The organism is Enterococcus sp. DIV1328a (assembly GCF_050536905.1).
Lineage (GTDB): Bacteria > Bacillota > Bacilli > Lactobacillales > Enterococcaceae > Enterococcus > Enterococcus faecalis.
Genome location: NZ_CP172912.1, coordinates 2,419,187 through 2,442,165, shown reverse-complemented (window position 1 = coordinate 2,442,165; position 22,979 = coordinate 2,419,187). Strand labels below are relative to the sequence as shown.

Annotated in this window: 21 protein-coding genes; 20 read left to right on the top strand and 1 reads right to left on the bottom strand. The window is 38.8% G+C overall.

Annotation, left to right across the window (positions count from 1 at the left end; all coding sequences use genetic code 11):
- Positions 1-59: 59 nt before the first annotated feature.
- The 18 genes from IGL93_RS11775 to IGL93_RS11690 all read left to right on the top strand — a co-directional run bounded on the left by IGL93_RS11775 (position 60) and on the right by IGL93_RS11690 (position 19,717).
- On the top strand, positions 60-587 hold the full coding sequence (locus tag IGL93_RS11775; RefSeq protein WP_002359138.1) for a histidine phosphatase family protein: 528 nt from the start codon (positions 60-62) through the stop codon (positions 585-587).
- Positions 588-707: 120 nt separating this feature from the next.
- Entirely contained in the window at positions 708-3,521 is a 2,814-nt protein-coding gene (locus tag IGL93_RS11770; RefSeq protein ID WP_010776136.1) for a sigma 54-interacting transcriptional regulator, read from the top strand.
- A 71-nt stretch (positions 3,522-3,592) separates the two neighbouring features.
- Positions 3,593-3,994 carry a PTS sugar transporter subunit IIA gene (locus IGL93_RS11765; protein WP_002367343.1) on the top strand — a complete coding sequence of 134 codons (402 nt, stop codon included), beginning with the start codon at positions 3,593-3,595 and terminating at the stop codon, positions 3,992-3,994.
- 19 nt (positions 3,995-4,013) lie between these two features.
- Entirely contained in the window at positions 4,014-4,508 is a 495-nt protein-coding gene (locus tag IGL93_RS11760) for a PTS system mannose/fructose/N-acetylgalactosamine-transporter subunit IIB (protein WP_010776135.1), read from the top strand.
- A gap of 23 nt (positions 4,509-4,531) precedes the next feature.
- Positions 4,532-5,281, top strand: a complete 750-nt coding sequence (locus IGL93_RS11755) for a PTS mannose/fructose/sorbose/N-acetylgalactosamine transporter subunit IIC (RefSeq protein ID WP_002355079.1) — start codon at positions 4,532-4,534, stop codon at positions 5,279-5,281.
- Positions 5,281-6,132, top strand: a complete 852-nt coding sequence (locus tag IGL93_RS11750; protein ID WP_010713771.1) for a PTS system mannose/fructose/sorbose family transporter subunit IID — start codon at positions 5,281-5,283, stop codon at positions 6,130-6,132. The genes IGL93_RS11755 and IGL93_RS11750 overlap by 1 nt, the downstream gene beginning before the upstream one ends.
- Positions 6,133-6,143: 11 nt before the next feature.
- Positions 6,144-7,247, top strand: a complete 1,104-nt coding sequence (locus IGL93_RS11745) for a DgaE family pyridoxal phosphate-dependent ammonia lyase (RefSeq protein ID WP_010776134.1) — start codon at positions 6,144-6,146, stop codon at positions 7,245-7,247.
- Between the two features lie 3 nt (positions 7,248-7,250).
- Positions 7,251-7,994, top strand: coding sequence for a 2-dehydro-3-deoxy-phosphogluconate aldolase (gene dagF, locus IGL93_RS11740; RefSeq protein WP_002361094.1), 744 nt, complete (start codon positions 7,251-7,253; stop codon positions 7,992-7,994).
- 344 nt (positions 7,995-8,338) lie between these two features.
- Positions 8,339-10,252: an endonuclease MutS2 gene (locus tag IGL93_RS11735; RefSeq protein WP_010776133.1), complete on the top strand. Its 1,914-nt coding sequence runs from the start codon at positions 8,339-8,341 to the stop codon at positions 10,250-10,252.
- Between the two features lie 87 nt (positions 10,253-10,339).
- The gene (locus IGL93_RS11730; protein WP_016616805.1) at positions 10,340-11,785 is read left to right on the top strand and encodes an alkaline phosphatase; all 1,446 of its coding nucleotides are present in this window, start codon (positions 10,340-10,342) and stop codon (positions 11,783-11,785) included.
- 111 nt (positions 11,786-11,896) lie between these two features.
- On the top strand, positions 11,897-12,868 hold the full coding sequence (locus IGL93_RS11725) for a dimethylarginine dimethylaminohydrolase family protein (protein ID WP_010776131.1): 972 nt from the start codon (positions 11,897-11,899) through the stop codon (positions 12,866-12,868).
- 427 nt (positions 12,869-13,295) lie between these two features.
- The gene (locus IGL93_RS11720; RefSeq protein WP_010713776.1) at positions 13,296-13,985 is read left to right on the top strand and encodes a WxL domain-containing protein; all 690 of its coding nucleotides are present in this window, start codon (positions 13,296-13,298) and stop codon (positions 13,983-13,985) included.
- An 87-nt stretch (positions 13,986-14,072) separates the two neighbouring features.
- Entirely contained in the window at positions 14,073-15,206 is a 1,134-nt protein-coding gene (locus IGL93_RS11715) for a DUF916 and DUF3324 domain-containing protein (protein ID WP_010707083.1), read from the top strand.
- Positions 15,187-15,588, top strand: a complete 402-nt coding sequence (locus IGL93_RS11710; protein ID WP_016616802.1) for an LPXTG cell wall anchor domain-containing protein — start codon at positions 15,187-15,189, stop codon at positions 15,586-15,588. Before IGL93_RS11715 ends, IGL93_RS11710 begins: the two co-directional genes overlap by 20 nt.
- 46 nt (positions 15,589-15,634) lie before the next feature.
- The gene (locus IGL93_RS11705; protein ID WP_010713777.1) at positions 15,635-15,859 is read left to right on the top strand and encodes a hypothetical protein; all 225 of its coding nucleotides are present in this window, start codon (positions 15,635-15,637) and stop codon (positions 15,857-15,859) included.
- Between the two features lie 165 nt (positions 15,860-16,024).
- Positions 16,025-18,034 (top strand): BglG family transcription antiterminator, encoded by a 2,010-nt coding sequence (locus tag IGL93_RS11700; RefSeq protein WP_010776130.1) that lies wholly within the window; start codon positions 16,025-16,027, stop codon positions 18,032-18,034.
- Between the two features lies 1 nt (position 18,035).
- Positions 18,036-18,335, top strand: coding sequence for a PTS sugar transporter subunit IIB (locus IGL93_RS11695; RefSeq protein ID WP_002355095.1), 300 nt, complete (start codon positions 18,036-18,038; stop codon positions 18,333-18,335).
- A gap of 14 nt (positions 18,336-18,349) precedes the next feature.
- Positions 18,350-19,717: a PTS ascorbate transporter subunit IIC gene (locus tag IGL93_RS11690; protein ID WP_002355097.1), complete on the top strand. Its 1,368-nt coding sequence runs from the start codon at positions 18,350-18,352 to the stop codon at positions 19,715-19,717.
- A gap of 62 nt (positions 19,718-19,779) precedes the next feature.
- On the opposite strand, the gene IGL93_RS11685 is transcribed toward IGL93_RS11690, so the two are convergent.
- Positions 19,780-20,754 carry an alpha/beta hydrolase gene (locus IGL93_RS11685; protein ID WP_002365272.1) on the bottom strand — a complete coding sequence of 325 codons (975 nt, stop codon included), beginning with the start codon at positions 20,752-20,754 and terminating at the stop codon, positions 19,780-19,782.
- A 211-nt stretch (positions 20,755-20,965) separates the two neighbouring features.
- On the opposite strand from IGL93_RS11685, the gene rbsR reads away from it, so the two are divergent.
- Both rbsR and rbsK read left to right on the top strand, forming a co-directional pair.
- Complete coding sequence (rbsR, locus tag IGL93_RS11680; RefSeq protein ID WP_002370032.1) at positions 20,966-21,961, top strand: ribose utilization transcriptional repressor RbsR; 996 nt, start codon at positions 20,966-20,968, stop codon at positions 21,959-21,961.
- Positions 21,962-22,052: 91 nt separating this feature from the next.
- Positions 22,053-22,970 carry a ribokinase gene (gene rbsK / locus IGL93_RS11675; RefSeq protein WP_016616800.1) on the top strand — a complete coding sequence of 306 codons (918 nt, stop codon included), beginning with the start codon at positions 22,053-22,055 and terminating at the stop codon, positions 22,968-22,970.
- Positions 22,971-22,979: the final 9 nt, after the last annotated feature.

Sequence of the window (22,979 nt, the reverse complement as noted above, 5' to 3'; positions counted from 1 at the left end):
TGTTATTGTGACCAAATTTCAGATAAAATAGACACAAGACAAAAAACTGAGGTGGAAAAATGCTGTACGTAGTGAGACATGGTGAAACAGATTATAATGTGGCCCGTAGAATTTGTGGTCATGCGGAAGCGCAATTGACCGAAAAAGGCTATCAACAAGCGGAATTGGTAGCTGAAAAAATTGCCAAACAAGGAATTCAAATCGACCGTTTACTGGCATCCCCTTTAAAACGGGCGCAAGAAACAGCCCGTAAAATTGCGGAACGAAATCAATTGACGATTGAAACAGAACCTCGTTTAATTGAGATGAATTTTGGCATTTATGATGGTGAACCGATTGAAACAACGGCTTTCCAAGAAAATCGTTCTGAGATTTCCTTGCCGTTTCCAGAAGGGGAATCAGTCCTAGATGTCGCGGGTCGAATTTATCCCCTGATTGAGGAAGCCTTGGCTTCAGAGGAAACTTACCTATTTGTTTGCCACAATGCGGTCATGCGAGTCATTGATAACTACTTCAATGGTAAAAAAATCCAAGATTTCTTGGACTTTCATTGTGAAAATACACAACTTGTACAATACGGAGAATAAAAATCAAGTCTTTAATCTTTTGGTTAAAGACTTGATTTTTTTATGGTAAATAAGAAACCGCTTCCGTTTTAATGTATAATAAATTAACTTTTGGATCAAAAAAGAAATGGAGAAAAGACTATGAGAATTGATAATATTCATCAAGCGTTAAAACAGTTTCACGTACAAAATCCAAGTAGCAAAGCAACCTTGTTGCCCGCAACGGCTTCGCAATTAAGTCAGGCCTCTGGCTATACCCGAACCGCTGTTAGTGAAGAGCTTTCAGAATTAGTGAGAAAAGACCAAGTCGTTAAAGTTAAATCAAGACCGGTGTTATTTTTTGATAAAGACTACTTAGAGGAACAGTTTCCTTTTTTTAAAAGTAGCACGTGCTACGATTCCCTCGCTTCGCTGCAAGAGGACATTTATCAACAGGCAGAACAGATACATAAGAAAAAGCAGCTACTGAAAATGAATCCATTTGCGAACGTAATTGGTTTTGATGGGAGCTTAGCAGACGCCATCAAGAAGTTGAAAGCCGCTATTTTATATCCGCCTAATGGCTTGAATATTTTACTTACTGGAGAATCTGGGGTGGGGAAAACCTTAATTGCAGAACAATTACACCAATTTTATCAAGTTAAAATGAACCAAGAAGTCCCGTTTATTTATTTTAATTGTGCAGAATATTTCAACAATCCAGAATTATTAACTTCGCATCTGTTTGGCTATAAAAAAGGCAGTTTTACTGGTGCCGTCAATGACCAAAAAGGCTTAGTGGAGTTGGCAGATGGCGGTTTTTTATTTTTAGATGAAGTCCATCGATTAACGAGCGAAGGCCAAGAAAAATTGTTTACAGTTTTGGATAAAGGGTATTTTACACGGATGGGCGAAGCCGAAAAACAAAGAAATGTATCGATAAAATTTATTTTTGCAACAACCGAAGCAGTCAATCAACATTTTTTGAAAACGTTTTTAAGAAGGATCCCTGTGACATTAGCCATTCCAGCTTTAGCCGAGCGCTCTATGAAAGAAAAAATTCAATTGATTTTGTCCTTTTTCTTAGAAGAAAGTCAACGGATTCAAAAGAATATCCATATTCGTTATGAGGCGTTGAAACAATTAACGTTTACTCATTTTGAAGCCAACGTTGGCGAATTGAAAGCGGCGATTCAATTTATGAGCGCACAAGCCTATTTAGAAGTGTTCGATCAATTAACGGAAACTATTTGCATTGAAGCAAACGAGGGGACAGTCAAAGAGCAACCTGATGTAGAAAGTCTGCTGGCTTTTAATGAGTGGATACCTAACGATGGCCTCACGATTCAATACAACCATTTTTATTTAAGCAGTCAAGAGTTACTCAAATCGGAAAGTCTGAAAAATGATCGTTTTTATAATTTTCTATTGAAAGAATATGCGGATTTGAAAAAATTAACTCTTTCGACAGAGGATGCGCTAGCAATCATGCAAAACAAAGTCGAGCAACTTTATGATATGGATATTTTTGCTCAAGAACCGCTAGCCATAGAGGCCATTGACGAAACATTGCAGCCAAAAATTCAAGAAGCCATTGTCTTTTTTGAACAATTAATCCAAGAAAAATTGACAGAGGATTTCCAGAATATTTTAATTGTCCACCTTTATTCTGCTGTTTTTTATTCTGCACAAATGAATGAAACATTTTATTCAGATACCAAAAATATCTATTCTGGCAAAGTAACCCAGTATCAAGCTGCTAAGACCATGGTAGACTTTCTACAAACATTGTTTGGGATTTCTTTTGCTGATACGGAAATCCTCTTTTTTGATCTATTTATTCGTAAAGTCACAGCTAAAAAAAGAGCGCACTCAGTTGAAGAAAACTGTGGCGTTATCGTCGTTGCACATGGTGCCGCGACGGCCAGTAGCATGGTTGAGTACACCAACCTTCTGTTTTCAACAACTGTCATGCGTGCAGTTGATATGCCGATTAATCAATCAGTGGAAGAAACATTAGAAAAAGTCCGTACAATTGTAAAGCAAAATCAGTATAAAAAAATTATTTTAATGGTGGACATCGGTTCCCTGGTTTACTTTGGTAATGCTATCAGTCAAACGTTTCAAATGGAAGTGCTGCTAATTAGCAATATCAATCTCTTAACATTGCTAGAAGTGGCCCGAGAAGTCATTTATGAATCGACGGCGTTTGAGTATCTATTACCAGTCTTAAAAGAAAAAAATCATCGCGCCTTGATTTGCAGTAAAGGTCGCTTCAACGAGGCAAAAGTTCTCATTATTTCCTGTCTAACTGGTATGGGGACTGCTATTAAAATTGAACAGTTGTTACTAAAAACTTTTCCCAATGAATTACTAACGAATGTACGCATCATTACTTTAGAGAAAAGAGAAGTGGAAGACATTGATCGCTTGCATTCTTTTGTTCGAAAAGAAGAGAAAATCGTTGGTATCATTGGCACCGTAAAGACAGAAGTGCCAGATATTCCGTTTATTTCTTTACAAGATTTACTATCGAAGCGGGGCATTCAGCTAGTTTTCGAATTATTAGGCCATCATTTAGAAGAAAAACAAAACCAAGAGTTACTAAAAAAAGTTTCAGCTAAATATATTCAAGGATTATCAATCGAAGCTATTACAGACTTACTAACGGTTTTGAATCCTACAACCATTTCAATCGAATTAGCTAAGATTTATTCAGATATTTGCTTGCAAACTAAAATAAAAAGTGACGAAAAGGTTTTACTTCGTTTTATCATTCATTGTGCTTGTATGTTAGAACGGCAATTGTTGAATCCAGAATATGACCCGACAGCTTATGAAGTGTCATATCGAGAGTTGCCAGAAGCAGTATCTGTCATAAAAATGGCGTTTCGACCGATTGAAGTGTCCTATAATTTGTTGATTCCACCTTTGGAAGTGCGTTATATTTATGAATTGCTCTTTGAAAAGGCTTAATTCAAACGGAAATGAAAGTTGGCACACTTATTGCTTTTAATAAAATGATTAATTAGCAAAGGAGTTTGTTTATGGAAAATGAACCAATTTTACTTTTAACACACAATGGTTGGGGCTTGGAATTAGTCAAAAGCGTCCAGATGATTGTAGGAGAAGTCACAAATGTACATGAAGTAGCATTACAAGCAGAGGATTCACTGGGGGATTATTTAGAACGAGTCACAGAAAAAATTGAACAATTAACGTGGCACAACCAGTTGCTAATTTTAACAGATGTTAAAGGCGGCACACCTAGTAATGTTGCATTGCGTTTATCAAAAGATTATGATCTCTTGATTGTGTCCGGATTATGCACATCGTTATTATTAGAATCCGTCATGAAACAAAGTGGTCCTGGGTTTCGTTTACAAGATGCAGAGATGATTCAACAAGCAGCAGTAGACAGTTGTCAAATTTTAGAAATTCCAAAATAAGAAAGTACAGGTGAACAGAATGTCAAAAATCGTATTAACAAGAGTCGATAGCCGTTTAATCCATGGACAAGTAGTGACTAAATGGTTACAACAATCAGGTGCAAATGAAATTTTGGTAGTGAGTGATGAACTAGAGCAAGATGAATTTTTACAAAGTATTTATTTAATGGCGGCGCCTCCAGGGGTTTCTGTAGTAATTAAAGGGATTGAAAGTGCCAAAGAATATTGGGGATCGCAAGAAAAGGAAGAGAAAAAGGTGTTATTTTTAGTGCCAGATTTAACGACCTTAAAAGCGATGGTGGACCAAGAAATTATTAAAGAGGAGATTCAAGTTGGTGGCTTAGGTGGCGGACCAAATCGGAAAAATGTTTTAAAAAATATCAATTTATCTGAAGAAGATGTTGCAATTTTGACTGAACTTTTAACGAAGGGCATCCATGTTTTCTTCCAAGCGATTCCCGAAGAAAATCCCCTACCAATTCAAAAATTAATTGAAAAATATCAATCACTATAATCAGAGAAAAAGGAGAGAATCATATGGGCGTTTTAGGTGTTTCAATTATTATGGGACTTTATTATTGGTTTGCACGTTTGCGTTTTGGGTACACATTTTCAGGCATGCTGTCTCAGCCATTAGGTGCAGCGTTGGTGGCTGGTTTAGCAACAGGAAAACTTAGTGAAGCAATGGTTGTAGGTGCGGGGATTCAACTTGTTTATCTAGGAGTCACCTCCACACCGGGCGGCAATGTGCCTAGTGATCCGGCTTTAGCTTCAGCAATTGCGATTCCAATTGCTTTAGGTGTGGGAATGAATGCCGAGGCGGCTGTTGCACTAGCTGTTCCTTTTGGTGTGTTAGGCGTCTTTATGGATCAATTACGGCGGACCATCAATGCGACGTGGGTGCATATGGCTGATAAATATGCAGAAGAGTTAAATTATGGGGGGATTTACCGAGCTGCGTTTGTTTATCCAGCTTTAGCGGGATTTTTAATTCGCTTTCCTTTGGTTTTTGCGGCGAACTTTTTTGGTCAATCTGTGGTGAATAAAGTCTTAGAAGTTATCCCAGCATGGTTGATGCACGGCTTTGAAGTAATGGGTGGTATTTTACCAGCGTTAGGATTCGCCTTAACAATTATGGTAATTGGCAAGAAAAATTTGATTCCTTATTTTTTAATCGGTTTTGTTGCAGTAGTATATTTTGGCGCAGAAGTTATGGCCGTCGCTATTTTAGGAATCTGTATTGCCTTTTTAGTTAGAAACAAGGCATTGAGTGAGGAGGCAGCATAATGGAACAAATGACACAAGCAAATGAACAACAATTGGAACAGAAAAAAATTACTAAAAAAGAATTATCCAAAGCCTTTTGGATTTATCAACTAGGCTGTGAATTATCAAATTCTTATGAACGTCTTCAAAGTTTAGTTTTTTGTGCATCGATGATTCCTGCAATTAAAAAACTTTACGCAGACGATGAAGAACAACAAAGAGAAGCTCTGAAACGTCATTTGAATTTTTTTAATACTGAAGGAACAGTAGGAGCTTCCATTCAAGGGATTGCAATTGCTATGGAGGAAGAAAAATCCAATGGCGCAGCGATCTCTGATACGGCGATCACATCGATTAAAACTGGGCTGATGGGTCCGCTGGCTGGGATTGGCGATTCAATTATTTGGGCAGCATTAATGCCGTTAATCATTTCCATTTTTATTCCAATGGCTAAAGGAGGTAACGTGATTGGAAGTATCGGTCCGTTGGTTCTGTACACAGCCATTACGTTATACATCAGTTGGACGTTAGTGAATAAGTCCTATACATTAGGGCGTAATTCAATCTTAAGTTTGTTAAAAGACGGCAAAATTAAGCAAGTCATTTATTCAGCGAATGTTTTAGGAATGATGATGATGGGCGCTTTAAGTGCGAGTTATGTTAAAATTGTTAGCCCGATGACGTTTAAAGTTACTGGCGGTGCCACAATTGTTTTACAAGATATCCTAGATCAAATTATGAAAGGCTTACTTCCTTTAGCAGCAGTCATGGCTATTTATTTTTTCATGGTAAAAAAAGGCCCACGTTACGGTATCATTATCGGCACGATAGTCTTAGTTAGTTTGGTCACTTCATTCTTTGGTTTGTTATAAAGGAGAAAATAATGAATAGTTACGAAAAATTCCACTTAAAAGAAGTCATCAATGCTTCTGGGAAAATGACCATTCTAGGTGTCTCCAAAGTTTCGGAGGCAGTCCTAGCGGCTCAACGATTCGGCGGCGAACATTTCTTTGAAATGAGTGAACTTAGTCTGCAAACAGGGGCCTTTTTAGCCAACTTGTTGAAGGTAGAAGATGCCCAAATCGTTTCCTCGGCTTCGGCGGGGATTGCCCAATCGGTGGCTGCCTTGATTGGAAAAGGCAGCTTGTACCACGCATATCATCCCTATACAGAAAAAATCGAACAGCGAGAGATTGTTTTACCTAAAGGGCACAACGTGGACTACGGCACGCCTGTAGAAGTCATGGTAGCGCAAGGCGGCGGCCAAGTGGTGGAAGCTGGCTACGCCAACATGTGCAGTCCAGAACACGTGGAAATGATGATTTCCGAAAAAACAGCGGCCATTCTATACATCAAAAGCCATCATACCGTGCAAAAAAGTATGCTGACGGTGGCCGAAGCGGCCAAAGTGGCGCAACGCCACAAGGTGCCGCTAATTGTTGACGCGGCAGCAGAAGAAGATCTTTTCAAATACACTGAAGCAGGCGCTGATTTGGTGATTTACAGCGGCGCCAAAGCCATTGAAGGGCCAAGTGCCGGTTTAGTGGTCGGGAAAAAAGAATACATTGACTGGGTGCGCCTACAAGGTAAAGGCATTGGTCGAGCAATGAAAATTGGCAAAGACAATATCCTGGGCTTTACGCAAGCAGTGGAAGAATACTTGGCGCATGGCAGTGAATCAGGGGTTTCGATGCAAGAACGCTTAAAACCGTTTGTTGAAGCCATCAACAACCTGTCAGATTTAACCGCCAAAATCGTCCAAGATGGCGCTGGCCGAGACATTTATCGCGCCAGTGTCAAAGTGAACGGCAGAAAAACCGCCAAGGAAGTCATCCAAGCATTAAAAGCAAAAAGTCCAGCCATTTATACGCGAGAATATCAAGCCAACAATGGCATCATTGAGTTTGACATTCGTTCTGTCAATCAAGAAGAAATGAACAAAATCGTGCAACGATTACAAGAAATTATGGACACAAAGGAGAAATAAGTCATGTCATTAAAACCTAATTATTTAGAAGAACGCATTTGTTTAAACGTCTTAGCCAATTCAGTAGAAAATGCCCAAGCCTGTTATGAAGCAGCAGAAGGGCATGTTGTGTTAGGCGTCCTTTCAAAAAACTATGAAACCGATGAAGCAGCCATTGACGATATGAAAAAATACCAAGCAGCAACCAACAACGCTTTATCTGTTGGCTTAGGGGCTGGCGATCCTAATCAAAGTCAAATGGTGGCTCGCTTATCAGAAGTTTTACAACCGCAACACGTGAACCAAGTCTTCACAGGTGTCGGCGCTTCGCGGGCCTTACTTCGTCAAGACGAAACAGTGATTAATGGCTTGGTTTCACCCACAGGCAAAGTTGGCTATGTCAACATTGCGACAGGTCCGTTAAGCTCTGGTGCGCCAGCGGCGGAAGTACCTATCGAAACCGCCATCAAATTGTTGAAAGACATGGGGGGCAGTTCCATTAAATATTTCCCGATGAAAGGCTTGGCTCACAAAGAAGAATACCAAGCAGTAGCAGCAGCTTGTGCCAAGTATGACTTTTATTTAGAACCAACAGGGGGCATTGATTTAGAAAACTTTGAAGAAATTGTTCAAATTGCGGTGGATGCGGGCGTTAAAAAAATCATTCCTCATGTTTACAGCTCAATTATCGATCAAGAAACAGGGGACACTAGAACAGAAGACGTGAAAACGTTACTAACCATGATGAAAAACACATTGAATAAGTAAAGGGCCAATCTTTAGTTGACTTTCTCCGCCAGATTTGCTACTCTCAAGTGGAGAATAAATAAAAACCAACAAATGAATGTGGGGTATTTTGGTGAGTGTCGTAGGTATCTAATTGATAAGTTGAATAACCAGTGAACCAAGCAAGGTTTATTTGGTGTGCTTAGAAAGTGATACCTGTCAGTCATCTCATTTACTAAATACCTCACTTAAAAGAGGTTTCTTTAGTAACCTTTATCCAACGATAAAGAGGACAGCGGTAGAACGCTGTCCTCTTTTTTCTATAGAAACTGGTTTTTATTTAAAGGCGCCAGGTATTCTTTTCGTGATAGAAAGGAAGAAAAAAAATGAATCATGAAACCATTCAAAAATTACAATTTACAACAATTCTTAAAGAAGTTCAAACACGTGCGATTGGCGAGTATAGTAAAGAACGGTTGGCAAAAATGGTCCCTGCAACACGTTTAGAAACAGTGCAGTCCCGCTTAACGGAAACAACCGAGGCCCGCTTAATTATTGATAGCGGACAACACGTCCCTTTCATGGGCTTGAGTCAAATTACCCGCTTGCTTCAACAAGTGAAAAAAGGCTTAATTCTTACACCAAACGAATTGATTGAGGTGGCTGACTTTTTAAGAAGTAGTCAGCGAATCCAGAAGTTTTTTGAAAAAAATCAATACCAAACACCACGCCTATTTAGTTACAGTCAGCACTTAGCTGATTTCAGAGCAATCGAAGAACAAATTTATACGAAAATCCATAACCAAAAAGTTGCCACCGATGCTTCCCGTCAACTTCGAAAAATTCGGCGTCAAATCAATGAATGCCAACAAGACATTGAAACAAAAGTCACCAAATTTTTACGCAATAAAAATAATCAACTGTATATTCAAGAAAATATGATGGTGAAAAAAGGGGAACATTACACGGTACCAATCAAAGCTAGCTATAAAAATAAGGTTTCAGGCACAATCATTGAGCAATCCAATAAAGGACAAACGGTCTTTATTGAACCTGTAGCAATTAGTAAATTAAATGAACAATTGACACTCTTAAAAGCGGAAGAAACAGCGGAAGAATATCAAATTTTGGCAGAACTAACAGGGTTAATCAATGAGCAAGAACGACTAGTCGATCAAGCCGTCGATACAATGACCACCTTAGATATTATTTTTGCACGAGGAAAGTATAGTCGCGAAATTGGTGGGATTACGCCAAAAGTAAACAAAGAAGAACGCTTGCGCATTGTTCAAGGAAAACATCCTCTTTTATTAGAACACGCAGTACCATTGACGTTTTCTTTAGGAGCAGAGTATCGAGGACTTGTCATTACAGGTGCCAATGCTGGTGGTAAAACGGTTGTCTTGAAAACGGTGGGCTTATTGACTGTCATGACACAATTTGGGTTGCAAATTCCAGCACAAGCGGGCACAGAGATTCCAGTATTAGATGAAATTTTTGTCGATATTGGTGATCAGCAAAATCTGGAAAATGCGTTAAGCACTTTTTCTGGGCACATGAAAAATATTGCGGAAATGTTGCGTAACGTTAAGCGACACACACTTGTTTTATTAGATGAAATTGGCAGTGGCACCGAGCCGAACGAAGGAGCTGGCTTAGCGATTGCGATCATGGAAACGATGTATCAAAAGGGAGCCTTGGTAGTTGCAACGACCCATTATGGTGAAATTAAACGTTTTGCCCAAGAGCATGACGATTTTGTGCCCGCCGCAATGGCCTTCGATCGTGAAACATTAACGCCCAAATATCAATTGAAAATTGGTGAAGTTGGCGATAGTCAGGCGCTTTGGATTGCACGTAAAATGAAGATGGAGCCACAGCTCATTGAAAAGGCGGCTCATTATATTCAGCGGAAAGAATACCCTACTAATCGAAGTCTATTTAAACCCCTGAAAGCAAAAGAAACGACCTTTGCCACGTTTGTAGAAGAAACACACCGTTATCAAAAAGGTGATCGTGTCCTATTGACAGAAACACAACAAATTGGGTTGGTTTTTACAGATGAGGGTGAACAAGAAATCCAAGTATTTGTGAATGATAAAATTGAAAATGTACCACGAAGACGGTTGAAATTACAAGCGAAAGCACAAGATCTATATCCGCAAGACTATGATTTAGAAAGTTTATTTACAGATTTCCATGAACGAAAGAAACTCAAAGATATTGAACGCGGCTCAAAAAAAGCGCAGAAACAATTACGCAAAGAGGCCGAAAAAAGAGCAGCAAGACGCGACAAATAAGGAACTTAACAGAAGCAATACAACAACTTAACACTTTGTTTACTTGTTATTTATCAGAAATCAACTAAGACTTGTTATAGTCAATGTATGGGTAGATATGAAGGAGGAAACAAGGAAATGAAGAAAAGAGCTTTGCTAGGGGTTACCTTATTAACATTCACAACATTAGCGGGTTGTACAAATTTATCTGAACAGAAAAGCGGCGAAAAACAAACAGAGGTTGCTGAAGCGAAGGCAACTGAATCTGAAAAAGCACCAGTAAAAAATGTTATTTTTATGATTGGAGATGGCATGGGGAATCCGTATACAACGGGCTATCGCTATTTCAAAGCCAATCACTCAGACAAGCGTGTTCCCCAAACAGCTTTTGATACCTATTTGGTTGGGCAACAAGCCACTTATCCAGAAGATGAAGAAGAGAATGTCACCGATTCAGCGTCCGCAGCGACAGCGATGGCTGCCGGAGTAAAAACCTATAATAATGCTATAGCGCTCGATAATGACAAGTCCAAAACAGAAACAGTGCTGGAACGTGCGAAAAAAGTGGGGAAATCAACGGGGCTTGTAGCAACATCTGAAATAACACATGCAACCCCTGCTGCATATGGCGCACATAATGTTTCACGCAAAAATATGGCAGAAATCGCCGATGACTATTTTGATGATAAAATCGACGGACAACACAAAGTCGATGTGTTACTTGGCGGCGGCTCCGAATTATTTGCGCGGAAAGATCGTGATTTAGTCAAAGAATTTTCCCAAGCGGGTTATGGTCATGTCACAGATAAAAAGTCGTTAAATGAGAACCAAGACGACAAAATTTTAGGCTTGTTTGCACCAGGCGGGCTACCTAAAATGATTGACCGAACGGAAGAAGTCCCTTCATTAGCTGATATGACAGAAGCGGCTCTTCAACGGTTAGATAAAAATGAAAAAGGTTTCTTTTTAATGGTTGAAGGTAGTCAAATTGATTGGGCCGGGCATAGCAATGATATTGTTGGCGCGATGAGCGAAATGCAAGATTTCGAAGCGGCGTTTGAAAAGGCTATCGATTTTGCCAAAAAAGATGGTGAAACATTGGTGGTTACAACTGCAGATCATTCAACAGGTGGCTTGTCTTTAGGCAAAGGAGATCAATACAACTGGTTGACGGAGCCTTTACATGCGGCAAAACGCACGCCTGATTTCATGGCAGAAGAAATTATTAAAAATGGTAATGTGGAAAAAACAGTGACTGAGTATATTGATTTTCAATTAAGTGAGGCTGAATTGAAAGCAGTGAAAACAGCTGCGGAGTCAAAAGATGTTGAAAAAATCGCTCAGGCATTAAGAAAGATTTTTGATGAACGATCGAATACTGGTTGGACTACTGGCGGACACACGGGAGAAGATGTAAATGTCTATGCTTATGGCCCACAAGCAGAAGCTTTTTCAGGACAAATTGATAATACAGACCAAGCTAAGATTATTTTTGGCTTAGTAGATGGCACCGGGCAAAAAGCTGAGATTAAAGATAAAGGTATTGGCAAATAACAAAATAAAGAAAAAGCAGAACTTCTATACGTTCTGCTTTTTCTTCATTAAAGGCATAAAAATTTTATCTCTGTTATAATGAAGGTAACCAGATAAAAGTGAGGTCAAATAATGAAAAAAATGCATGTTGAAAGTGAATTTGCACCGTTGCGTTCAGTTGTTTTAGCACAATCGCAATTTTGTTTACCAGATAAATTTGATGAAGCGGATACGACTTTTTTAACAGAGGAAAATGCCCGTTTAACACAGAATAATGAAGGGCGTGATTTAGCAGACTTTGCACCAGAACAACAAGTTCGTTGGGAAAAAGAAAAAGAAGTCATGCAAGGAGTATTAGAATCTTATGGCGTAGAAGTATTTCGTCCACGTTTATTGACACCTTATGAAAAAGAACATGGCAAGGAATTAGGCGTGGGATATAGTAACTTCTTTTCACGAGACCCTTTTTTTACAATTGGCAATCTCTTAATAGAAGGAAACTTAAGATTTCAACACCGTCGACAAGAAATTTTACCAATTCGTCCGATTATTCAGCAGTGGACACAAGAAGCAGAAGGCTATTATTTTGCTGCGCCACAACCTGACACTTCTGAAGGCATTTTAAGTGAAGCAGGTCCCTTTATTGAAGGCGGCGATGTTTTAGTTCTAGGAAAAACAATTTTTGTGGGCTACTCCGGCTTGGCAAGTAACCTAGCAGGAATTCAGTGGTTAGCCAATATGATTGGTCATTTTGGTTATGAAGTGGTGCCGGTTCGGTTACATCCGCATATTCTCCACTTAGATTGTGCGTTAAGCTTGTTGAGAGAAGGCTTGATGATTGTTTGTGAAGAGGCCTTTTTGGATGGACTTCCTGCGCAATTAGCAAACTGGGAAAAAATGCACGTTACTTTGCAAGAAGCAGCGTATTTAGTGACAAATGGTCTACCGCTTAACGAAGAAACGTATATAACGGACCAATCGTTTACAACCTTAATTCCTCAAATAGAAGCAAAAGGTATCAAAGTTGAGGCAATTGATTACCACGTTTCTAGAATGTTAGGTGGTTCCTTCCGCTGTACAACACAAGCGTTGATTAGAGAATAGTCAGCGAGTGATTATCAATTTTCGTAAGAAAAAATGTACGTTTTGTCTATGAAAACGATATAATTTTAGTTTTCACTATTTTTTTTAAAAAATATTGAGGAAATTTTGATTTAATAAATGCGAGAAAACGTCAAAATGTTAGTGTTTGTTACTAATGTTTTGACGTTTTCTCGCTGTTTTTTTATAAAATTACCACTTTATAAATGGGGAAAAACAATATCTCTTTTGAAAATTACGTTTTCAAAGACACGAAAAGTCGTTGGAACCGTGATGTTATAGTAAATTCATTTTTTTTGCATGAGGTGTTTAAAATTTGAAATCACAAGTAGTCTTTTTTTCGCTATACTTAGTTTACGTTCTACTGAGATAGAAAAGTTTTTCACTTTTTTATTCATTAATCAACCAAGATAATAAAGGAGAGAGTAAAATGAAGAAAAAAACATTGGTAACTTTATTTGCAGGAACGGCAATTTTAGGGGCAAGCATCGCTCCTGCAGCAGCACATGCAACAACGACTGGTACAACACCAGCAAACGTAGAGATGACAAGTGGTTCATTGCCAGGTGGTAATGGTGATGGAGATGACGGAAGCACACAAGAACCAGAACCAGGCTCGAATACAAATTTTGATTTGTTATATGTTCCAACAGAGTTCAAATTTGCTTCGACAGAAGTTAGTTCTGATTTATCAGCGATTTCATTAGATGCAAATGGTACACAAACAAAACGTTATGCGGTCGGGGATGTTCGTGGAACACAAGCTGGTTGGTCAGTTACTGCAGGCGTTGCTGAAATGAAAAATGGTACTGCTACTTTAGAAGGTTCAATTACCTTTGCGCAAACAGGTGCGGTAGCTAAATACGATGAAACAGCAAAAACATACTCACGTGATGTGGCTGCCTTTGCAGCAGACCCAGGAAGCCCTGAATTTGCTGGAACAACTATTCCAGTAGGTGGAGCAGCTGTATCAATTGCTACAGCAGCAGTTGGTAAAGGTCAAGGTACATGGGATTCTGAATTATCAAATGTAAAATTAAACATTACAACACCTAGTTCAAAAATTACAAATGGTGCGTATACAGGTAACGTAACTTGGACATTAGTGGCTGCGCCATAAACAGTTACTAACGAGAATACTGCATTACTAGAAAAGGAGCTGCGCACTGGTGCACGGCTCCTTTTCGATACATAGGAGGAACAAATAATGAAGACAATGCGCTGGCTAATCGTCACAGTTTTTATTTGTGTGATGGCATTAAGCATCCCTTCTGCTGTACAAGCAGAAGAAGCGGATGACAACATGAATACAAAATTTACAGTTAAACCCAATATTCCAGAGAATCAAGCGAAAAATACGCAATCCTACTACGATCTCATTGTGAAACCAGGACAGAAACAAGAAGTAGAACTGTCATTAATTAATAAAACAAATGAAGAATTAACGATTGATTTAAATTTGGCGAATGCTGTGACGAATGACAATGGTTTAATTGTGTACAATGATTTTGAGAAAAAACCAGATTCAAGTTTAAAAGTACCCTTGACAACATTAATTAAATTACCTGAGGAACATGTAAAAGTTCCCGCTAAGAAAACCGTAACAGCCAAAATGACTGTCGAAATTCCAGCGAATGGTTTCCAAGGATTAGTTTTGGGTGGTGTTTATGCTTCGCTTGCAGAAGATGAAAAGGAAGAAAAAGGAAAATCAACGGGTTTAACCAGTCGATATGGATTTAATGTAGCAATTGCTTTACGAATGTCAGAAGATACACCGATGTATCTAGCAGAGACTCTTCAATTAGTTAAATTAGTTCCGACCATTGCTTTAGGAAATAAATCGGTCCAAGCGGTTATTCAGAATCCGACATCCGCTATTTTTCCTGAAGTACGTTTAGAAGGAAAAGTAACGAAAAAAGGCGAAACGAAAGAATATGCCAAACGGATTTTACCAAGTGTTCGTTTTGCACCGAATTCAACGATGAACTTCCACTTAGATTTTGGAAAAGAAGATGTACGTCCAGGAACCTATATTTTTGAAGGAGAAGCGGTCTTGAAAGAAGATGAACAACAAGTGTGGCCGTTTAAGCAAGAATTTACCATCAGTAGTCAAGAAGCCAAGAAATTAAACAAAGAAGCAGTAGTGAAATTGGTCCTACCGACTTGGTGGAATCAAGCTTTTTATGGATTGTTAGCTGCAACAATTGTGAGTCTAATTCTAGCTATTTGGCGTTTTACACAACAGAAAGCGATACTAAAACAACAAGCCTATTTACAACAAGAAAAACAGGCAGCCTTGAAAAATAGACAAGGAGTGCGCGATGATGACAGCGAAAAGTAAAGGATCACTTCTGGTGACATTGGGAATACTTTTAACCGTCAGCATTGCGATTCTGACCGCTTCTTCTGAGAGCTTTGCAGAAGAAGCGGGACAAACGAATATCGGTGTGACGTTTTATGGAGGGAAGGCACCTCTAAAAACGAAAGGTGGCACTAAGTCAACAGAACAACCAGTCACTAATAAAGGTAAAAAAACGTCACAACAACAAGACAAAGTGAGCAGAAAAACCACTGCTAAGACGAATCCCACAGCTGCACAGACGTCCTTACCAAGGACAGGTGAACGAAATAGCACGTGGCTTTACAGCCTTGGTATTGCATGTTTACTCGTAGTACTAATAAGTTTCTATTATTTGAATAAAAAAAGGAAAAAGGAAAAATAATGTGCTGTTTTTATAAACAGAGTCAATTGTAGAAGGAGGAATATAGATGGAGATTACGATGTGGATTTGGATTTGTGCTGGCTTGGCCGTCCTTTGTTTTGCTTTATTTTTACTGTTCTTAGTAAATAGCATGAATTTTGTTCATCAAGCAAAGCCTAAGCAGTCTTTAGTAAAACAATCAATGTTTAGTTGGCTGCTTCTGGTGATGTGTGGTAGCTGGGTAGCAATAGCTATCTTGCTGAATATCGCATTACAAACACAATTAACATAAAGACAACCCGTTGTAAGTTTTTGAGAAACTTGCAACGGGTTTTTGTTAACTTTAAAATAAAGAACGGTACAATTTATCAAAAAAGTACAGTAGACATTTGTACCCAACTTAGATAGAAAATAAAGCGCTATCATTATATGATAATTACAGGAGGAGGACACAGCTGTGAATTATAAAATAAGTTATCTCCTTGACGAGTATGCAGGGCAAAAAATTGCGCTCTCTTTGGCTCAACAAATAACCGATCTTTCGCAACGAGAATTAGTGACGCAACTTTCGACAATAGGCGGAGAAGTTCAACAGAATACCGTCAGTATTCCAAACCTTTCCGCAAATGAATGGGGAAAACAACTTTTTCAACAACGTCAAGTGATTTATAGCGAAACAGAAAGACAAGCACTTATTTTTTTGCTCACTTATTCAGAAATCGAAGAACTATCGGTGTATCATTACCAAAATTTTTTAGATGTTTCGAAAGGTACTATTTTAGCTGACATCAAAAAAGTACGACACCAACTAGCAACTGAAAATATTGCTTTATCCTACGAACGAAAACGAGGGTTTTACCTAGAAGGAGATGAATTTCGGATTCGTCGTTTCGGGAAAAATTGGCTTGCCCGCCTCTTACAACAAAAGTCGGGCACCTTTGCTTTATTTTGCTGGCTCAGTCAGCATCAAATGAGCCAATACGCAAAAATGCGTGACGGCATTCAATTAGCCGTCCAGGAAGCGCAGCTTCAACTGGTACCCAGCAGATTGGATGAAATTAGTTACTTTCTTGCTTTTTCTCAAAAAAGATTAGGCAAATATGAAACAGTCGTCTGGCCTGAGAACCAGTTAATTCAGTCCTTACGCGCTTATCCCGTCAGTCGTCGTATTTTAAGTGATTTAGTTGGGCCAGTGGCGAATGCAGAAACTGAGAGTCTTTTTTTCACGATTTGTTTAATGACAGCCTTGCAAGGAGAATTGCGAGATACGAAGTTAGAGTTTTTATTAGATATTTCTGGTGAAATTATTCGGAAAATGGAATTGTTGGCCGTTGTTCAATTTGAACAGCCTCGTGAATTGCTCATGAATGTGTATTATCATCTGGTTCCTGCTTATTTTCGGATTAACTATGGCTTTTACTTGCCGAATGTTTTAATCAAGGATATTCGACAATCGTATCGGTCGCTTTATCATCTTTGTGAACAAGCGTTAGCTCCTTTAGAAAAATTAACGAAACGTTCAATCCCGCCAGAGGAAATCGGTTTTTTCACCATATTATTTGGTGGAGAAATTTTCGGGCAAAAAAATGAACAGCGGCAAGAAAAGCTAAAAGCGCTAATTGTTTGTCCCAGTGGTATCAGTTCTTCGTTGATTTTGCAATCGGAATTGCGTCGGCTATTTCCAATGATTGAATTTAAAGAAACGAATGCGGTGAGGGAAATAGAGAATGTATCTGAAAAAAGTTATGACATCATTTTCTCAACGGTCCCTATTGAAACAGCCAAAAAGGTTTATCTTACCAAGCCCATTATGAGCTCTTTGGAGAAAAATCAATTGATGCACCAAGTTCAATCAGATTGGCTATTGCCAGGTATTTCCATGCCAGATGTTAAAGATATTTTAGATGCGTTAAAACCTTACATTTCCTTAAAAAAAGGAGTCACAGAAGCGCAGTTATATCGTGTTTTACATCGTAAAATGAACAAAATTTTAGAAAAAGAGGAGGATCTGCGTCCAATGTTATCGGAATTATTAACAACAGAAACAGTCCAAGTCCTGCCTGAAGTTGCAGACTGGCGAGCGGGAATCACAGAAGCTGCCAAGCCGTTATTAAAAAATGGCAGTATTACGGAAAAGTACATTGATGCAATGATTCAAAAAGTCGAATCGTTTGGGCCATTTATCCATATCTGTCCAGACGTAGCATTGCCTCATGCGCGACCAGAAGATGGCGTTAATCAGTTAGGCATGTCATTACTAAAAATCCAAAAAAGTGTCGATTTATTAGAAGATCCTAAGCATGAAATTCACCTTTTTATTTGTTTAGCTGCTTCAGATAACGAAACACATTTACGGGCCTTATCTAGTCTGACAAAAATTCTATCAAAAAAAGAATCATTACATCGCTTAGTGGCGGCTGAAACCGTCCCAGAAATACTATCAATTATCCAAGAAGGAGAGAAATAAGATGAAGATTTTTACAGTTTGTCAAAGTGGTTTAGGAACAAGTTTTATGGTGCAAATGAATATCCAACAAATTTTAGAGGAAGTCGGTGTTGATACAGATAATTTTCAAATTGATCACACAGATGTCGGGAGTGCCAGTGGCGATATGGCTGATTACTTCTTTGTCGAAAAAACATTGCAAGATGCTTTAGGGTCAATTCCTGATGAAAAAATCATTCCTTTAAATGCGATTATTGATTACGATGAAACGAAGGAGAAAGTCTTGAAAGTTTTAGATGACAATGGCATTGCACATCAATAAAAAGGAGGAAAAACATGGAAACTTTATTGAATTTATTTGTTTCAATTGTTAGCCAGCCAGCGATTCTGGTTTCATTAATTGCTTTGTTGGGATTAGTTTTACAGAAAAAGAAATTTTCTGATGTTGTTCAAGGAACGTTGAAAACATTCGTCGGCTTCTTAGTTTTAATTGGTGGCGCAGGGCTATTAGCGAACTCGTTAACGCCCTTTGCGGAGATGTTCCAAACCGCGTTAAATACACAAGGCGTGGTGCCTAGTAATGAAGCAGTTGTAGCGATTGCCTTGCAACAATATGGGACACCAACTGCTCTGATTATGTTGGTAGGCATGGTTGTTAATATTCTGTTGGCGCGTTTTACACGTTTTAAATATATCTTTTTGACAGGTCAAGCGATGATGTACGTTTCGTGTTTGACAGCCGTTATTTTAGTGGGGGCCGGTTTTAGCGTTAGTTTGCCAATGATTCTTTTAGGTGGTTTATTTGAAGGAACTTTATTAACAGTGACACCTGCTCTTTGTCAGCCCTTTATGAAACAAATTACTGGAAATGATAAAGTGGCAATGGGTCATACAGGGAATATCGGCTATGCGGCAAGTGGCTTTATTGGAAAAGTCTTTGGGAATAAAGAAAAGTCAACGGAAGATATTAAAATTCCTAAAAGTTTTGGTTTTTTAAGAGACTCAACCATCTCAATTATGATTTTGATGTCGATTGTCTATGTGATTTTGGCTTTGCTGGCTGGGACAGGCTATGTCGAGCATGAGTTAAGCAATGGCGAAAATGCGATCATCTTTTCATTAATTCAAGCAGGAACCTTTACGGCTGGTTTCGTAGTGGTTTTACAGGGTGTGCGGATGGTTTTAGGAGAAATTGTGCCAGCTTTCCAAGGAATTGCTAAAAAATTAGTGCCTAATTCTAAACCAGCACTTGATGTTCCCATTATCTTTCCTTATGCGCCAAATGCTGTCTTGATTGGGTTCTTTGTGAGCTTTATTGTGGGAACTATTTCAATGTTAGCGATGGTTGGTCTGAATACCACCGTGATTATACCAGGCGTTGTCGGGCACTTTTTCTGTGGTGCCGCGGCAGGCGTTTTTGGAAATTCCACAGGGGGACGTCGGGGAGCGATTTTAGGGGCTGCGTTTAATGGCTTATTAATTAGTTGGTTACCGTTATTCATTTTACCAGTCTTGGGTGATCTACAGTTAGCATCCTCAACGTTCGCGGATACGGATTATTTAATCCCAGGCCTATTTTTAGGCAAATTAGGTGAGGCAGGTCCGAGTCTTTTAGTAGGAGGAATCATTGCTTTTGTAGTGGTTGTCCTTTTGGCTAGCGCTGTTTTGACTATGCGGGAGAAAAAAGTCGCCGAAGAAAACTAAGTGTTTTGTTCTAAAAAGGCAAGTGGGACAGAAGTCGTTTTGACTTCTGTCCCATTTGCCTTTTACCATTGTTCTTGGATAAATTGTGCAATTTGTTTCCGCGCTTGTCGTCCTTCTGGCAAGTATTGTTTCATTGCGAAAACGTGTTGCATGCCAGGCACCAATCGGCAAGTATCTTGTGGTCGTGGCCCTAATTGTTTTAAAAATTGGTGATAGGAAGGGCAAAAAACTTCATGTGTGCCGCCCACGAAAAAAAGTGGCGGAAATTTTTGATAATCAAAGGACAAGCAATTTAAAGAAAGCGTGGAGTGATTAGCCGTGTCATCAATCTCTTGGGCAATTAATTGTAAATAGTTCATGCCAATCATTTTGTCCTTTTTTTGATAACTTTTGGCAACAGGAATGTCTAAATGTCCATCTAACCAAGGAGAAATTAAAACAGCAGCTTTGGGTAAGCGTTCAGGGAAATCGGTGGCTAAATTCTGCAATACGTTTAAAACCAATGTGCCACCAGCAGAATCACCTAATAAAATAACATCTTCGGGATCATAATGCTGTAAAATTTCTTGGTAAGCAGCATAGCAATGATTATAAATATCAGCAAAAGACTTATTTGGTGCTAATGGATATACAGGGATAAAATAATCTGTTGCAAAAGAGAGATCTTCAATTAGTTTATAACTAAAGTCTAATTGGCTATAGGCGAGATTCAATGTAAAGCCCCCACCATGCAGGTACAGTACAGCTTTCTTGGTAGGTGCAATAACGGAGTTTGACATGCGATACATCGTAGGAAATTGAGTCATTTCTTGAAGAGGAAAAAGATGACGTAAATGTTTTGGCAAAGTTACTTGTTCATTTAATGATCGTTGCCAATGATAAAAAGCCTTGGTGACTTTCGGATTTCGTTCAAGGCGAGCAATTTGGGAAAGACGTAAAGAATCTTCAAAAAGACAGGCTTTTAAGGATTTTTGACGAGAACGTGCGTGGAACAAATATGCGCTAGCTAACAACAAACCAATCGATTTCTTTTTCAATTAAGGCCCTCCATTCAGCAAAAAGTAAATCATTTTTTCTACAGTATAACATTTTAAAAGTAGAACAACGAAATTTGTTGAAGGGATGAAAGGACGGTTTAAACGAATGTACGTATTTATTTGTGGTTGCGTAAAGTAAATGATTGTAGTAAATTAAATGAGATTAAGAGGTCCGGTGAATGGGCGCGTTCACGGCAAGGAGAGAAGTAGGATGACAAATAAAAAGGTTACAATTAAAGATGTTGCCAATGACTCAGGTGTCTCTATTACTACCGTTTCACAAATTTTAAACGGGAATGGGGCACGGTTTAGTGGGAAAACGGTCGAAAAAGTATTAGCTGCAAAAGAGCGATTAAACTATCAACCCGACTATTTTGCGCAGCGTATGGTGATGAAAAAAAGTAAGACGATTGGCGTAATCGTACCTGATATTACCAACCCATTTTTTGCGCAATTGATTCGAGGAATTGAAAGTGTTTTATACAAAGAAAATTTTATACTGATGTTATGCAATGCGGACCAAGATGTTACAAGAGAACATGAATATTTAACAGAGTTGATTCGTCGCAGTGTCGATGGTTTTGTGATTGCAAGTTCTGAAATTTCCAATCAAACGATTAATGAAACGCTACGTGCGAAAAAGATTCCGTTTATTGTACTTGACCAAAAAAAAGCAGAAGGCTTTAGCGATGCTGTTTTGACAGACGATTATAGAGGTGGGCAACTAGCAGCAAAGCATTTACAAGAGCAACGACATAAACAGGTCGTCGTGGTAATGCCACCACATGCGCCAGTCAATATTCAGCAACGGTTAAAAGGTTTTTGTTCTGTTTATACGGAAAAGGTCCAGTTAATCGAAACAGAATTATCAAAAACTGGCGGCTACCAAGCTGTCCCCGAAATTTTAAAAACAGAGAGCACCGGAATTTTTGCTATCAATGATGAAATTGCTTTTGGTTTATATCGAGGATTAGCAGAAGCGGGCAAAAAAATTCCTGAGGATTATAGTATTATTGGTTATGACAATGTTGATATGTGCGAGTATGTTTCGCCGCCGCTAACAACAATTGCTCAACCTGTTTTTCAATTGGGGCAAACTACGGCGACTCTATTATTGGAAAGAATCCATCAGCCTGCAAAAGATTGGGAGGAGCAAACCTTGCCTGTCCAACTGATTGAACGATTTTCGACAGCACCCTTGAAATAGCTTTCAAGGTGTGCTATATTTTTGTTGTGGAATTAAAACGTTTTACTAAAACGTTTTAATTAGAATGAAAAAATAAATTTTATTGAGGTGGATGAAAATGAACGCGGTTACAATTATCGGAAGTATCAATTTAGACACAACATTAAGAGTCAAAGAAATGCCAAAACCAGGCGAAACAATTCACGCCATTGAACATTTTACAGCGGGTGGTGGTAAAGGAGCAAACCAAGCAGTTGCAGCGAAACGTTCAGGCGCAGAAACATATTTTATTGGTGCTGTGGGAAATGATGGCGCTGGAGCTATGATGACTGATTTAATGAGTCAAGATGAAATTAATTTAACTGGGGTCACCACTTTAGAGAAAACAGCTACTGGCCAAGCCTTTATTATGGTAGATAACGCTGGTGAAAATAGCATTATGATTTACGCAGGAGCCAATAACGCCTTTACGCCAAAACAAGTACAGGAACATCAAGAAATTATTGAAAAAAGTGATTTTGTGATTGCCCAATTTGAAAGTGCGATTGATAGTACGATTGCAGCGTTTAAAATTGCTAAAAAAGCAGGCGTCAAAACGATTTTAAATCCCGCACCTGCGTTAGAACAAGTTCCTGAAGAATTACTAAACGTGACAGATATGATTGTACCAAATGAAACAGAAACCGAAATTTTAACAGGTATTAAAATCACAGATGAAGCGAGTATGCGTAAAGCCGCAGAAGCACTTCATCAATTAGGGATTGAAGCAGTAATTATTACAGTAGGTAGTAAAGGAGCCTTTTATGACGTCAATGAACGAAGTGGTATTGTGCCTGCTTTTAAAGTGAAAGCGGTTGATACAACGGCTGCTGGCGATACTTTTATTGGCGCATTAAGTAGTATATTAGAGAAAGACTTTAGCAATTTGGAAGAAGCTATTCGTTATGGAAACAAGGCATCCTCACTGACTGTTCAACGTTTTGGAGCCCAACCTTCGATTCCTTATCAACACGAATTGGCAGACAAATAAAAAGGAGCG